This window comes from Pseudomonas sp. TWI929, assembly GCF_039673335.1.
Lineage (GTDB): Bacteria > Pseudomonadota > Gammaproteobacteria > Pseudomonadales > Pseudomonadaceae > Aquipseudomonas.
In genome coordinates this window covers 1-14,112 of the sequence record NZ_JBDJLK010000025.1, presented here as the reverse complement: position 1 = coordinate 14,112, position 14,112 = coordinate 1, and the positions used below count along the sequence as shown (strand labels likewise).

Annotated in this window: 12 protein-coding genes; 8 read left to right on the top strand and 4 right to left on the bottom strand. The window is 64.3% G+C overall.

Features of this window, described 5'->3' with window-relative positions; all coding sequences use genetic code 11:
• Window positions 1-44 precede the first annotated feature (44 nt).
• From ABE456_RS12845 to ABE456_RS12820, 6 genes are all read left to right on the top strand, one after another.
• A complete protein-coding gene (locus ABE456_RS12845) occupies window positions 45-1,286 on the top strand; it encodes an SfnB family sulfur acquisition oxidoreductase (protein WP_346644254.1) in 1,242 nt (413 codons plus the stop codon).
• A gap of 152 nt (window positions 1,287-1,438) precedes the next feature.
• Entirely contained in the window at window positions 1,439-2,620 is a 1,182-nt protein-coding gene (locus tag ABE456_RS12840) for an SfnB family sulfur acquisition oxidoreductase (RefSeq protein ID WP_346644253.1), read from the top strand.
• Window positions 2,620-4,011, top strand: a complete 1,392-nt coding sequence (locus tag ABE456_RS12835) for an LLM class flavin-dependent oxidoreductase (RefSeq protein WP_346644252.1) — start codon at window positions 2,620-2,622, stop codon at window positions 4,009-4,011. Before ABE456_RS12840 ends, ABE456_RS12835 begins: the two co-directional genes overlap by 1 nt.
• Window positions 4,004-4,804 (top strand): MetQ/NlpA family ABC transporter substrate-binding protein, encoded by an 801-nt coding sequence (locus ABE456_RS12830; RefSeq protein ID WP_346644251.1) that lies wholly within the window; start codon window positions 4,004-4,006, stop codon window positions 4,802-4,804. The genes ABE456_RS12835 and ABE456_RS12830 overlap by 8 nt, the downstream gene beginning before the upstream one ends.
• A 1-nt stretch (window position 4,805) precedes the next feature.
• Window positions 4,806-5,915 (top strand): methionine ABC transporter ATP-binding protein, encoded by a 1,110-nt coding sequence (locus ABE456_RS12825; protein WP_346644250.1) that lies wholly within the window; start codon window positions 4,806-4,808, stop codon window positions 5,913-5,915.
• Window positions 5,905-6,549, top strand: coding sequence for a methionine ABC transporter permease (locus ABE456_RS12820; RefSeq protein ID WP_008096606.1), 645 nt, complete (start codon window positions 5,905-5,907; stop codon window positions 6,547-6,549). The genes ABE456_RS12825 and ABE456_RS12820 overlap by 11 nt, the downstream gene beginning before the upstream one ends.
• Before the next feature lie 30 nt (window positions 6,550-6,579).
• Here ABE456_RS12820 and dibA read toward each other — a convergent pair whose 3' ends face one another.
• Entirely contained in the window at window positions 6,580-8,475 is a 1,896-nt protein-coding gene (gene dibA / locus ABE456_RS12815) for a phosphodiesterase DibA (RefSeq protein WP_346644249.1), read from the bottom strand.
• 146 nt (window positions 8,476-8,621) lie between these two features.
• Between dibA and desA the strand changes: the two genes are divergently transcribed.
• A complete protein-coding gene (gene desA, locus ABE456_RS12810; RefSeq protein ID WP_346644248.1) occupies window positions 8,622-9,806 on the top strand; it encodes a delta-9 fatty acid desaturase DesA in 1,185 nt (394 codons plus the stop codon).
• 100 nt (window positions 9,807-9,906) lie between these two features.
• Window positions 9,907-10,935: a sensor domain-containing diguanylate cyclase gene (locus ABE456_RS12805; RefSeq protein WP_346644247.1), complete on the top strand. Its 1,029-nt coding sequence runs from the start codon at window positions 9,907-9,909 to the stop codon at window positions 10,933-10,935.
• 166 nt (window positions 10,936-11,101) lie between these two features.
• Here the strand turns inward: ABE456_RS12805 and ABE456_RS12800 are convergent, their stop codons facing one another.
• From ABE456_RS12800 to ABE456_RS12790, 3 genes are all read right to left on the bottom strand, one after another.
• Window positions 11,102-12,367, bottom strand: a complete 1,266-nt coding sequence (locus tag ABE456_RS12800) for a response regulator (RefSeq protein ID WP_346644246.1) — start codon at window positions 12,365-12,367, stop codon at window positions 11,102-11,104.
• A gap of 137 nt (window positions 12,368-12,504) precedes the next feature.
• On the bottom strand, window positions 12,505-13,782 hold the full coding sequence (gabT, locus tag ABE456_RS12795) for a 4-aminobutyrate--2-oxoglutarate transaminase (RefSeq protein ID WP_346644245.1): 1,278 nt from the start codon (window positions 13,780-13,782) through the stop codon (window positions 12,505-12,507).
• 182 nt (window positions 13,783-13,964) lie between these two features.
• Window positions 13,965-14,112, bottom strand: a 148-nt coding sequence (locus ABE456_RS12790; protein WP_346644295.1) for an aldehyde dehydrogenase family protein, incomplete at its 5' end; no start/stop codon positions are given.

Genomic DNA, 14,112 nt, shown 5'->3' with positions numbered 1-14,112 from the left:
GTGCGTATCGCCAGGGCATTGAGTGCAGCCAAGGAGCGGTACTGATGTCCAGCCAACCCAATACCCAACTCCACAGCGACCTCGACAGCACGCCCCTGCTGCTGCCGGCCAAGGTACTGCGCAACGACGCCGAAGCCCTGCAAGCAGCCCGCGAACTGGCCAAGGTCGCCCGCGAGCAGGCCGCGCGCCGCGACCAGCAACGCAAATTGCCCTGGGCCGAGATCGAGCTGTTCACCCGCAGCGGCCTGGGCAGCATCAGCGTACCCAAGGCCCATGGCGGCGCCGATGTTTCGTTCGAAACCGTGGCCGAAGTGTTCCGCCTGATCAGCGCCGCCGACCCGGCCCTCGGGCAGATCCCGCAGAACCAGTTCGGCATTTTGCAGCTACTGCGCCTGACGGCCACCGAAGCGCAGCAGGCAGTCATCTTCCGCAGCGTGCTCGATGGCTGGCGCATCGGCAATGCCGGGCCTGAGCGCGGCACCAAGGACACCCTCACGCTCAAGGCGCGGATCACCCGCGTTGGCGATAGCTATCGCATCAGCGGCGAGAAGTTCTATTCCACCGGTGCCCTGTTCGCCCACTGGGTGGCAGTAAAAGCTTTGGATGACGAAGGCCGCCAGCGCCTGGCATTCGTGCGCCGAGGCAGCCCGGGGCTGCGTATCGTCGATGACTGGTCCGGGTTCGGCCAGCGCACCACCGCCAGCGGCACCGTGCTGCTCGACCAGGTGCCGGTGGATGCGGAGCTTGTGATCGACAACTGGCGCCAGCGCGATATCGCCAATATCCAGGGCGCGGTCTCGCAGCTGATCCAGGCGGCGATCGATGCCGGCATCGCCGAAGCAGCCATCGAAGACGCCATCAGCTTTGTGCGCGAAAAGTCCCGACCATGGATCGAGGCCAACGTGGACCGTGCCAGTGACGACCCCTATGTGATCGCCGATATCGGCCGCCTGAAACTTGAGCTGCACGCGGCAGAAGCATTACTGCGCAAGGCTGCGCGGGTGCTCGACGAGGTCAATGCAGCGCCGATCGATGCTGCCTCCGCAGCCCGCGCCTCGATCGCCGTGGCCGAGGCCAAGGTGCTGACTACCGAAATCGCCTTGCAGGCCAGCGAGAAGCTGTTCGAGCTGGCCGGCAGCCGTGCCACCCTCGCCGAGTTCAACCTCGACCGCCACTGGCGCAATGCCCGCGTGCACACCCTGCACGACCCGGTGCGCTGGAAGTATCACGCGGTGGGCGCTTACCACCTTAACGGCACCCTGCCTGCGCGGCATTCCTGGATCTGATTTGCGGGCCTTGGGGCTGCTTTGCAGCCCATCGCGACACAAGGCCGCTACTACAGGGATACGCGGCCCCATGCCGGTACGCGATCCCCTGTAGGAGCGGCCTTGTGTCGCGATGGGCCGCAAAGCGGCCCCTAGGGCCCCGGAGAAACACCATGACTACAAACATCATCACCAACGACACCCAAGCCCTGAATGTCGCCGAAGACATCGCCCAACAACTGCGCCGCGATAGCGCCCTGCGCGACCGCGAGCGCCGCCTGCCGCACGCCGAACTGGAGCTGTTCACCCGCTCCGGCCTGTGGGCCATCAGCGTGCCCAAGGCCTTCGGCGGCGCCGGCGTATCCAACGTCACCCTGGCCAAGGTCATCGCCCGCATCGCCCAGGCCGACGGCTCACTCGGGCAGATCCCGCAAAACCATTTCTACGGCCTGGAAGTACTACGGGTAAACGGCAGCCCCGCACAGCAACAGCGCCTGTACGCCGAAGTACTGGCCGGCCGCCGCTTTGGCAACGCCCTGGCCGAACTGGGCACCAAGACCGCCAACGACCGCACCACCCGCCTGAGCCGTGACGGCGACGGCTTCCGCATCAACGGGCGCAAGTTCTATTCCACCGGGGCTATCTACGCCCAGCGCATTCCCACCTCGGTGGTCGACGAACACGGCGTGCAGCACCTGGCCTTCGTCCCGGCCGACAGCCAGGGCCTGCAGGTGATCGACGACTGGAGCGGCTTCGGCCAGCGCACCACCGGCAGCGGCTCGGTGGTGTTCGACAATGTCTACGTCAGCGCCGCCGACGTGGTGCCGTTCCAGAGCGCCTTTGAACGCCCAACCCCGGTCGGCCCGCTGGCGCAGATCCTCCATGCCGCCATCGACACCGGCATCGCCCGCGCCGCTTACGAAGACGCCCTGCACTTCGTGCGCACCCGCAGCCGCCCGTGGGTCGACTCCGGCCTGGACAAAGCTACGGATGACCCACTGACGCTGAAGAGCTTCGGCCACCTGGCAATCCGCCTGCACGCAGCCGAGGCCCTGCTGGAACGTGCCGGCGAATACCTCGACCGCGCCCGCGACGACAGCACGGCCGAAAACGTTGCCGCGGCCTCCATCGCCGTGGCCGAGGCACGGGCCATCAGCACCGAGATTTCCCTTGCAGCCGGTACCGCGCTGTTCGAACTGGGCGGCAGCCAGGCCACCCTGGCCGAGCACAACCTCGACCGCCACTGGCGCAACGCCCGCGTGCACACGCTGCACGACCCAGTGCGCTGGAAGTACCACGCCATCGGCAACTACTACCTCAACGATGCCAACCCACCGCGCCGGGGGACCATCTGATGGCCAAGCAGATCCTGCTCAATGCCTTCAACATGAACTGCATCGGGCACATCAACCACGGCCTGTGGACCCATCCACGGGACACCTCGACCCAGTACAAGACCCTGGACTACTGGACCCATCTGGCACGCCTGCTGGAGCGTGGCCTGTTCGACGGGCTGTTCATCGCCGATATCGTCGGCACCTACGACATCTACGGCCAGTCGCTGGATGTCACCCTCAAGGAGTCGATCCAGCTGCCGGTCAACGACCCGCTGTTGCTGGTTTCGGCCATGGCTGCGGTTACCCGGCACCTGGGTTTCGGCCTTACCGCCAACCTCACCTACGAGGCGCCGTACCTGTTCGCCCGTCGCCTCTCCACCCTCGACCACTTGAGCAATGGCCGGGTGGGCTGGAACATCGTCACCGGCTACCTCGACAGCGCCGCCCGGGCCATGGGCCTGGCGCAGCAACCCGAGCATGACCGCCGTTACGACCAGGCCGATGAATACCTGCAGGTGCTGTACAAGCTGCTGGAAGGCAGCTGGGCCGACGATGCCGTGGTCGCCGACCGCCAGCAGCGCGTTTACGCCCAGCCCGACAAGGTGCGCAAGGTTCAGCACCAAGGCGAGTTCTACAAGGTCGACGGCTACCACCTGTGCGAGCCCTCGCCGCAGCGCACCCCGGTGCTGTTCCAGGCCGGCAGCTCGCAACGTGGCCTGGCCTTTGCCGGCAACCATGCCGAATGCGTGTTCATCAGCGGCCAGGACAAGGCTGCCACCCGCACCCAGGTCGACAAGGTGCGCGCCGCGGCCCAGGCCGCCGGGCGCGACCCGCAGGCGGTCAAGGTGTTCATGGGCATCACGGTGATCGTCGCCGAGACCGAGCAACAGGCCCAGGCCAAGCACACCGAGTACCTGCGCCATGCCAGTGCCGAGGCCGGGGTGGCGCACTTCGCCGCATCCACCGGCATCGACTTCGCCGCCTTTGAGCTGGACGAGCCGATTGCCTTCAGCCAGGGCAACGCCATCCAGTCCGCCACGCACCAGTTGCAGGACAGCGCCTGGACCCGCCGGCGCCTGCTGCAGCAACACGCCCTGGGTGGCCGCTACGTAACCCTGGTCGGCGCGCCCGAGCAGGTGGCCGAGCAGTTGATCGCCTGGATCGATGAAACCGGCCTGGACGGCTTCAACCTGACCCGCACCGTCACCCCGGAAAGTTATGAAGACTTCATCGACCTGGTCATCCCGCAATTGCAACAGCGTGGTCGCTACAAGACCGCCTACGCCGAAGGCACCCTGCGCGAAAAGCTGTTCCAGGCCGACCACCCGCACCTGCCCGCCGACCACCCCGGTTCGGCTTACCGCTTCACCCCTACCCCTGCCCCGACTGGAGCCCTGCACCATGCTTGAGAAACTGTTCCGGCCCGTTGCGGCCATTGCCCTCACCCTCGGCCTGTCCGCCAGTGCCCTGGCTGCCGAACCACTGAAGATCGGCACCACCTCGGCCTTTGCCATTCCGCTGGAAGCTGCAGTCGAAGAAGCGCACAAGCAGGGCCTGGAAGTGAAGCTGATCGAGTTCAGCGACTGGATTGCGCCCAATGTCAGCCTCAACAGCGGCGACATCGACGTGAACTACTTCCAGCACATCCCGTTCCTGGAAAACGCCAAGGCTGCTGCGGGCTTCAACCTGGTGCCATACGCGTCGGGCATCATCAACAACGTTGGCCTGTACTCGAAAAAGTACAAAAGCTTCGCCGAGCTGCCTGAGGGTGCCAGCGTGGCCATCGCCAACGACCCGATCAACAGTGGCCGTGGCTTGCAACTGCTGGCCAAGGCCGGGCTGATCAGCCTCAAGCCTGGGGTTGGCTACAAGGCCACCGAGGACGATATTGTCGCCAACCCGAAAAAGCTGAAGATCCTGCAGGTGGAGGCGGTGCAGCTGGTACGCGCCTATGACGATGCCGACCTGGTGCAGGGCTACCCGGCCTACATCCGCCTGGCCAACAGCTTCGACGCCAGCTCGGCGCTGCTGTTCGATGGCCTGGAAAACAAGGAGTACGTGATCCAGTTCGTCATTCGCCCACAGAGCAAGGACGACCCGCGCCTGGCCAAGTTCGTCGATATCTACCAGCACTCGCCAGCTGTGCGTGCGGCGCTGGACAAGGCCCACGGCAAGCTCTACCAGGCCGGCTGGGAGGGCTGACATGAGCCAGGCCAGCGCGCTCAGGGCGCCCACCGCACAACCACTGCCAGCAACCGCCAGGGAGCAGGCCCTGCGCCCAGAGGTCAATGAAGCCCATGTGCGCTTCATTGGCCTGGGCAAGACCTACCCAGGGCAGGCGCAACCGGCCTTGCAAGGCATCGACCTGAACATCCGCCGTGGCGAGATCTTCGGCATCATCGGCCGCAGCGGTGCCGGTAAGTCATCGCTGCTACGCACCATCAACCGCCTGGAGCAACCCAGCCAGGGCCGGGTGCTGATCGACCAGGTGGACATCGCGCCGTTCGACGAGGACCACCTGGTAGCGCTGCGCCGGCGCATCGGCATGATCTTCCAGCACTTCAACCTGATGTCGGCCAAGACCGTGTGGCAGAACGTCGAGCTGCCGTTGCAGGTGGCCGGTGTGGCCAAGGCCGAGCGCCAGCGCAAGGTGCGCGAACTGCTGGAACTGGTCGGCCTGCAGGAAAAGCATCACGTCTACCCGGCGCAGCTGTCTGGCGGGCAGAAGCAGCGCGTGGGTATTGCCCGGGCGCTGGTGCATGACCCCGAGATCCTGCTGTGCGACGAGGCCACCTCGGCGCTGGACCCGGAAACCACCGCCTCGATCCTTGAACTGCTGCGCGACATCAACCAGCGCCTTGGCCTGACCATCGTGCTGATTACGCATGAGATGGCGGTTATCCGCGATATCTGCCACCGGGTGGTGGTGCTGGAACGCGGTGCAGTGGTCGAGCAGGGCGAAGTATGGCGGGTGTTCGGTTCACCACGCCACGAGGTCACCCGCACGTTGCTGGCACCGTTGCAGGCTAGGCTGCCAGCCACACTGCAAGCCAGCCTGCGGGCCAGCCCGGCGAGCCACGACAGTGCCGTGGTGTTGAAGCTGACCCTGTTCGGCGAGCCGGAGCTGTCCGCTCTGTTCAACGACCTGGGCGGCCGTGTGCGCCTGCTGCAAGGCGGTGTGGAAACCATTGGCGACCATGCCCTGGGGCAGTTGATCCTGTCGGTGCAGCACTCGCCGCACGACACCCATCAATTGCTGGAACACGCCCGCCGCTGGGCCGAGGACGTGGAGGTACTGGGCCATGTGGTTTGATCGCCTGCTCGAAGGCTTGCTCGACACCCTGCTGATGGTCGGTGTGTCTTCGTTGATTGCCCTGCTGGTGGGGGTGCCGATGGCCGTGCTGCTGGTTACCAGCGACAAAGGCGGGATCTTCGAAGCGCCGCTGCTGAACCGGGTACTGGGCGCCTTCGTCAACCTGTTCCGCTCGATCCCGTTCCTGATCCTGATGGTCGCACTGATCCCCTTCACCCGCCTGGTGGTGGGTACCACCTATGGTGTGTGGGCAGCAGTGGTGCCACTGACGATTGCCGCCACGCCGTTCTTTGCACGGATAGCCGAGGTGAGCCTGCGCGAAGTCGACCATGGCCTGGTGGAAGCCGCGCAGGCCATGGGCTGCCGGCGCTGGCACATCGTTTGGCATGTGCTGTTGCCCGAGGCGCTGCCAGGGATCGTAGGTGGCTTCACCATTACCCTGGTAACCCTGATCAACTCCTCGGCCATGGCCGGGGCGATTGGTGCCGGGGGCCTGGGGGATATCGCCTACCGCTATGGCTACCAGCGCTTCGACAGCCAGATCATGCTGACCGTGATCGCCATGCTGGTGGCGTTGGTGGCGTTGATCCAGCTGGGTGGGGACCGGCTGGCGAAGGGCTTGAACAAGCGATAGACAGAGGGCCGCAAAGCGGCCCCGGCAATCTCAACCCCAGTGCAGATCTGCAGGTGGCACTGGCCGCCCGAACCAGTACCCCTGCCCCAGCTGACACAGCTCCTGCAGCAGGAAACTGGCCTGCTCCGCCTGCTCGATGCCCTCGGCATGCACCTGCATGCCCATGCTGCGTGCCAGGGCAATGATCACCCGCACAATCGCGATGTCATCCTCATCCAGCGGCAAGCCGGCAACGAAGCCCTGGTCGATCTTCAGCTTCTGCACCGGCAAGCGCTTGAGCCGCAGCAGCGACGAATAGCCGGTGCCAAAGTCATCGATGGCCAGCGTCACGCCCAGCTCACGCAGACGATGCAGTTGTTCCAGCGCCACTTCAGGGTCTTCCATCACCGCGCTTTCGGTCACTTCCAGCTCCAGCAAGGCCGGAGCCAGGCCGGTGTCGTGCAGTACCTCGGCCACCTGCCGGTACAACTCGTGCTGGCCAAACAGGCGGCTGGAGATATTCACCGCCACAAATGCCAGCTGCCGGCCTTCCCCCTGCCATTGCACCATCTGCTGGCACGCCTGGCGCAACACCCAAGTGTCGATCTCGGCAATCAACCCGGTGCGTTCGGCAATCGGGATGAACTCGCCTGGCGGTACCAGGCCACGCTGGGGGTGCTGCCAGCGCACCAGCGCTTCGACCCCGACCTGGCTGCCGGTAGCCAGGTCGTGCACTGGCTGGTAGAACACCCGCAGCTCGTCCTGTTCCAGCGCCCGGCGTAGCTCGCCGGCAGTTTCAACCCGGTGCTGGGCGTGGGCGGTCAGCTCTTCGGTGTACAGCGCATAGCAGGCCCGCCCATTGCTCTTGGCCTTGTACAACGCCGAGTCGGCATTGCGCAGCAACTGCTCGGCACTCAAGGCGTCGCTGGGGAACAGGCTGATGCCCGCGCTGACACTGATGAACAGGCGATGGCCATCAAACAGGAACGGCTCACGCATGCGCTCGATGATGCGCTGCGCCAGCTTGCCGGCCTGGCCAACCTGCTGGCAGTTCTCGGCCAGCACGCCGAACTCGTCGCCGCCCAGGCGCGCCAGGGTCACACCAGTGCCCAGCACCTCGCCCAGGCGCTCGCCCACCAGCTTCAGCAACTGATCACCGATGGTATGGCCAAGGCCGTCGTTGATGCTCTGGAAGTGGTCCAGGTCCAGCAGCAACAGGGCACAACCACGCTTGTTGAGCTGGGCTGCCGCCAGGGCTTGCTCGACCCGGTCGGTGAACAAGAGGCGGTTGGGCAGGCCGGTTAGCGGGTCGTGGTGAGCCAGGTAGGCCAGCTCCTGCTCCGAATGCTTGATCGCGCTGATGTCACTGAACACTGCCACGTAGTGGCTAAGCTCACCCTCATCGTCGCGGATGGCGCAAATGGTCTGCCACTGCGGGTAGATTTCGCCGCTCTTGCGCCGGTTCCAGATTTCCCCGCTCCATTCGCCCTGGTCAGCCAGCGTGGCGAAGATCTGCTGGTAGAACGCCACGCCATGGCGGCCGGACTTGAACTTGTTCGGGCGCTGGCCGATGACTTCGTCCTGCTGGTAGCCGGTGATGCGCATGAAGGCGCGGTTGACGTGCACGATCAGGCCATGGCGGTCGGTCACCAGCACGCCTTCGAGGGTGCTGTCGAACACCGCGGCGGCCATGCGCAGCCGCTCACGGTCCTCACAACGCAAGCGTGCGCCGTGGCCGATGAAGTTGAGCAAGCGCACCCGCGACACATAAATCAGCAAGGCACTGAGCAGCACCCACACCACCACGTTGATCTGCCGGCCAACGATCAGCGCCAGCGTGTCGTCAGTCATACCGTGCAGCACCACCTCGGCCAGGGTCAGCCAAAGGATCGAGAGCACCACATACAGCGCAGCCATGCGCAAGGCGTCGCGAACAGAAACAGACATGTCGGGTGCAATTGCCCATAAAAAAAGATGGGGCATTATAAAGGCTGAAACATGTCGTGACCTCCTATCTGAAAGGGTGACTGGTTTTATTTCCTCCTCAAGGGATAATCAGCCCCTCCTCCTGCATTCCGAGGGTTTTTACACCTATGTGGTACAACGGCCTGCTCGACTTGTCGGCCTGGCAACTGGTCGGCATCACCTTGTTGATGACCCACGTGACCATCGTCAGCGTCACGGTCTACCTGCATCGCTACTCCGCGCACCGGGCCCTGGAGCTCAACGGCGCGCTCAAGCATTTCTTCCGCTTCTGGCTGTGGCTGACCACGGCGCAGAACACCCGCGAATGGACAGCCGTCCACCGCAAGCACCACGCCAAGTGCGAAACCCCCGACGACCCGCACAGCCCGGTGTACAAGGGCCTGGGTACCGTGCTGCGTAAAGGTGCCGAGCTTTATCGGGAAGAGGCGCGCAACCCCGAAACCCTGCGCATCTACGGCAAGAACTGCCCGGACGACTGGGTCGAGCGCAACCTCTACTCGCGCTACAAGCTGGGCGGTATTGCCCTGATGGCGGTGATCGACCTGCTGCTGTTCGGCACCATCGGCATCACCATCTGGGCGGTGCAAATGATGTGGATCCCGTTCTGGGCCGCCGGTGTGGTCAACGGCCTGGGCCATGCGCTCGGCTACCGCAATTTCGAATGCCGCGACGCCGCCACCAACCTGGTGCCGTGGGGCATCGTCATCGGTGGCGAAGAGCTGCACAACAACCACCACACCTACCCCAACTCGGCCAAGCTGTCGGTCAAGCGCTGGGAGTTCGACATGGGCTGGGCGTGGATCCGCCTGTTCTGCCTGTTGCGCCTGGACAAGGTGCAGCGTGTGGCACCTATCGCCCACCGGGTGACGGGCAAGGCCAGCCTGGACATGGACACCGCCATGGCCATCCTCAACAACCGCTTCCAGATCATGGCCCAGTACCGCAAGCTGGTGATCGGCCCGCTGGTCAAGCAGGAACTGGCCCGGGTCGACGCCTCGGTGCGCCACCACTTCCGCCGCGCCAAGCGCCTGCTGTCGCGTGAAACCAGCCTGCTGGAAGACCGCCACCATGTGCGCATCGAGTCCATGCTCGCCCACAGCCAGGCGCTGAAGACCATCTACGAAAAACGCCTGGCGCTGCAGCAGATCTGGGCGCGCACCAGCGCCAACGGCCACGACATGCTGGCCGCCATGAAGGACTGGGTACACGAGGCCGAAACCAGCGGTATCCATGCCCTGCGTGACTTCGCGGCACAACTCAAGACCTACTCCCTGCGCCCGACCGGCGCCTGAGCGCCGTTGATCGGCACGCCCCCTTGGCGGGGCGTGCCGTTCGGAACTTCGCCCCCTCGTTTCCACTCCAATCCGGCACATCGCCCGCGTGGCGGGCCGGATGCTGGCCGCACGCCTTTATGTCGAGACCCGTTTCGTGCACATGGCCAAGAACATTACAACGACATTGCCCGGCACCGCTCCTCCTGAAGCCGCACAGACCTTGCTGGCCCTGCTCCACGCCCAGGGCGAGGTTGCCCGCCTGAGCGAGCGCGAGCAGCTGTTCAGCTCGCTGCTCGACAGCGTCAATGCGGTGCTTTGGGCTTTCGACTGGGAAACCCGTCAGGTGCTTTACGTAAGCCCCGCCTATGAGCGTATCTTCGGCCGCCCGGCCAGCCTGGTGCTGGCCGACTACAACGAGTGGCGCGACAGCATCTACCCCGATGACCTGGAGTTCGCCGAGCGCAGCCTGGCCCAGGTGCTGCTCCAGGGTTCGGTGGAAGACCGCGAGTACCGCATCCTCAACGCCGACGGCCAGCTGCGCTGGCTGAGCGACAAGTGCTACATCAACCAGCAGCGCGATGGCGAGCGGGTGATCATCGTCGGCATCGCCGAAGACATCACCGAGAAGAAACAGCTCGAAGGCGAGCTTCAGCGCCTGGCCACCACCGACGCGCTGACCCAGAGCAGCAATCGCCGGCACTTCTTTGAATGCGCCCAGCAAGCCTTCGACAGCGCCCGCGAAAACGGCACGCCGCTGGCTTTCCTGCTGCTGGATATCGACGACTTCAAGCGTATCAACGACAGCTACGGCCACCAGGAAGGCGACCAGGTGCTGCAACACATCGCCGACAGCGGCAAGGCCGTGCTACGCCGTGGCGACCTGTTCGGGCGCATTGGCGGCGAAGAATTCGCAGCGGTGTTCCCGGGCTGCAGTGCCCAGGAAGCAGAGCAGATTGCCGAGCGCTTGCAGCGCCAGATTCAGCACCTGAGCTTCAGCCATGGCGAGCAGACGTATGGGGTAACGGTAAGCCAGGGGCTGACTGGGTTGACCGATGAGGATGTGGCACTGGACAGCCTGTATGCCCGGGCCGATGCCGCGATGTACCAAGCCAAGCGGCAAGGCAAGAACCAGATCGTCCGCGGCTGACTGCCCGACACAGTACTTGCAGGCCTGCACGATCCCTGTAGGAGCGGCCTTGTGTCGCGAAAGGGCTGCGAAGCAGCCCCGGCGATTTCAGCTTGAAGCAAAAATCGAGGGGCGCTTCGCACCCCGATCGCGACACAAGGCCGCTCCTACAGGGTCTGTGCCAAGCTCAAGGAGCCTCGTCGGCTTGTACTGGGTCTTCAGCCGCTGGCGCCGGCTTGGTTTCGGGGTTTTCCACCTTACGCAGCCGGTTAAGCTCCGGCAGGCCAAGCTTGAGCAAACGCGCGGTCTTGCCACTGGCCACCTTCTCCAGCCCCTGCTCGGCCGGCAGCCGCGACAGCTGCCCGGCCAGGTTCATGGCCAGGATCTCTCGCGAATACACCCCGCCGCCCAACTGATAGATCGCCGCGATCAACTCACGCAGTGCCAGTGGCAAACGCCAACGCGTACGCAGCGCCGAGCCGAACGCCGCACCGAATTCGTTTAGCGCCAGCTGGACCTTGTCCTCGTCCAGCTCGCCCCCGGCCAGCCGCCATTCCTGCAGGCAACGCAGCACCGCCAAGTCGCCCAGGCAATGCAGCAACCCCGCGCAGTAGCAACGCCCCTCGTCCAGCTCCAGCATGCGCGCCAGGGTACGGCCATATTCGGCCGTGTGCAGCGACAAGTCCCAATAACGGGCCGCATGCTCGGCCAGCAGCGGGTCGCTAAGGCGTGCGCTGCGCTTGAGGGTCATGCCCAGGATCAGGTTCATGCTCTGGGTGCTGCCAAGCTTGTTCAGGGCTTGCAGCAACGTCTGTACCGGTGCTTCACGGTGCAGCGCCGCGCTGTTGGCCGCAGCGATCAATACGGCGGTAACCTGAGGGTCGTTACGCACCTCCTCTTCGAGCACCCTCAGGTTCAGGCCCTGTGGGTTGAGCGCGCGCTTGATCGCCTTTTGCACATCGGCCAGCAGCGGCCCGCCATCGGCGTTAGCCCGGCGCTGCTCAAGGTAGGCCGGCAGGCTGGCACCTGCCTGCAAGGCCGGCGCCACCGGGCAGGCTATTTCTTCGCCAACGGCCACCAGCAACTCTTCCAGGCGCTTGCGCAGCTTGTCCAGGTTCAGCGGCTTGCTCAGGTAGGCTGTGGGGTGCAGCGGCAGCGCCTCGCGCACACTGGCGCTATCGCTGCGGTTGCTCATGAGGATGAACGGCAAGCTTGACCCTTTGGCGCGCACCTTGCGCAGCAGGTCGAGGCCATCGACACCAGCCAGTTCGCGGGCTGCGATGATCAGGTCGGGTTTGCTGGACAAGGCACTGAGCGCCTGCGAGCCGTCGGCGCATACCTGCACGCGCGCGTCACAGCGCACGCTGAGCAGCATTTCGCTGAGCATGTCACGTACCCAAGGGTCGCCTTCGACAATCAGTACGCTTGGTGGGGTGGGGTCTGCAGCGTTCATCGCCAACTACTCCTGAATAGCCTGACACACAGTCCGTCGCAGCTTCCAAAGCAAGTCCTGCGACAACCATAGCGCCACATGGCTTTTCTGGGCACAAAAAAACCCGCCGAGGCGGGTTTTTTCTGAAGCGTGTCACATCAGGCGATTTCAGCGAAGCACTCTTCGATGATGGCCAGGCCTTTGTCCAGCAGCGCGTCTTCGGCGGTCAGCGGAACCAGGATACGCAGGACGTTGCCGTAGGTGCCGCAAGACAGCAGGATCAGACCCTTTTCGCGTGCCTTGGCCACAACCTGGCCAACAGCAGCAGCGTTCGGGGTGTGAGTGCCATTCTCGAACACTTCGACGGCAATCATCGAGCCCAGACCACGGACGTCGCCGATGATCGGGTGCTTCTTCTGGATTTCGCGCAGGCCAGCGGTCAGGCGCTCACCCACAGCCTTGCTGCGGTCCAGCAGTTTTTCTTCTTCGAACACTTCGATCACGGCCAGGGCCGCGGCGCAAGCGATCGGCGAACCGGCGTAGGTGCCGCCCAGGCCGCCTGGGGCGATGGCGTCCATGTACTCGGCCTTGCCGCACACACCGGCCAGCGGGAAGCCGCCAGCGATGGATTTGGCGAAGGTGGTCAGGTCAGGCGCAACGCCCATCTGTTCCATGGCGAAGAAGGTGCCGGTACGGCCAGCGCCAGTCTGTACTTCGTCGGCGATCAGCAGGATGCCGTGCTGGTCGCACAGGGCGCGCAGGCGCTTCATCAGCTCTTTCGGCGCTGGCAGGAAGCCGCCTTCGCCTTGTACTGGCTCGAGGATGATCGCGGCGATGTCACGTGGCTCGGCGTCGTTCTTGAAAATGCGCTCGACCGAGGCGATAGCGTCGTCAACGCTGATACCGTGCAGTTCGCTCGGGAACAGGGCGCGGAAGATGCCGCCTGGCATCAGGCCCATGCCGGCGGAGTACGGCACGACCTTGCCGGTCAGGCCCAGGGTCATCATGGTACGGCCGTGGTAGCCGCCGGTGAAGGCGATGACGCCAGCGCGGCCAGTGGCAGCACGGGCGATCTTGACGGCGTTTTCAACGGCTTCGGAGCCAGTGGTAACCAGCAGGGTCTTCTTGTCGAAGTCGCCTGGCACCAGCTTGTTGATCTTTTCGCACAGCTCTACGTAAGGCTCGTAGGCCAGCACCTGGAAGCAGGTGTGGCTGACCTTGGTCAGCTGGTCTTGCACAGCTGCAACCACTTTCGGGTGCAGGTGGCCGGTGTTCAGTACTGCGATGCCGCCAGCGAAGTCGATCAGTTCGCGGCCTTCAACGTCGATCACGGTCGAGTTCTTCGCGGTGTCGACGAAGATCGGGTGGATCTGGCCGACGCCACGTGGGACGGCAGCTACACGACGTTGCATCAAGGATTCGTTGGTCTTGCTCATAATGCCCTCATTGCGCCGACAGGAATGGCGCTTTTATTCGGGGGTGGCTGGGAGTGCTCGCGAACAGTATTCGTTGATCGACTGCCGCAAACGCCCTGGCCACCAGGTACTGCAATGTAAAAAAGGCCAGCGAGACGTCGCTCTCGCGCCCCGCTGGCAGAGGTAAAGCCTTTACCGTGCGATCAGACGCTGATGCACAGGTATTTGATTTCGAGGTAGTCCTCGATACCGTACTTGGAACCTTCGCGGCCCAGGCCCGAAGCCTTGATGCCACCGAACGGTGCCACTTCGTTGGAGATCAGGCCGGTGTTGATACCCACCATGCCGTAT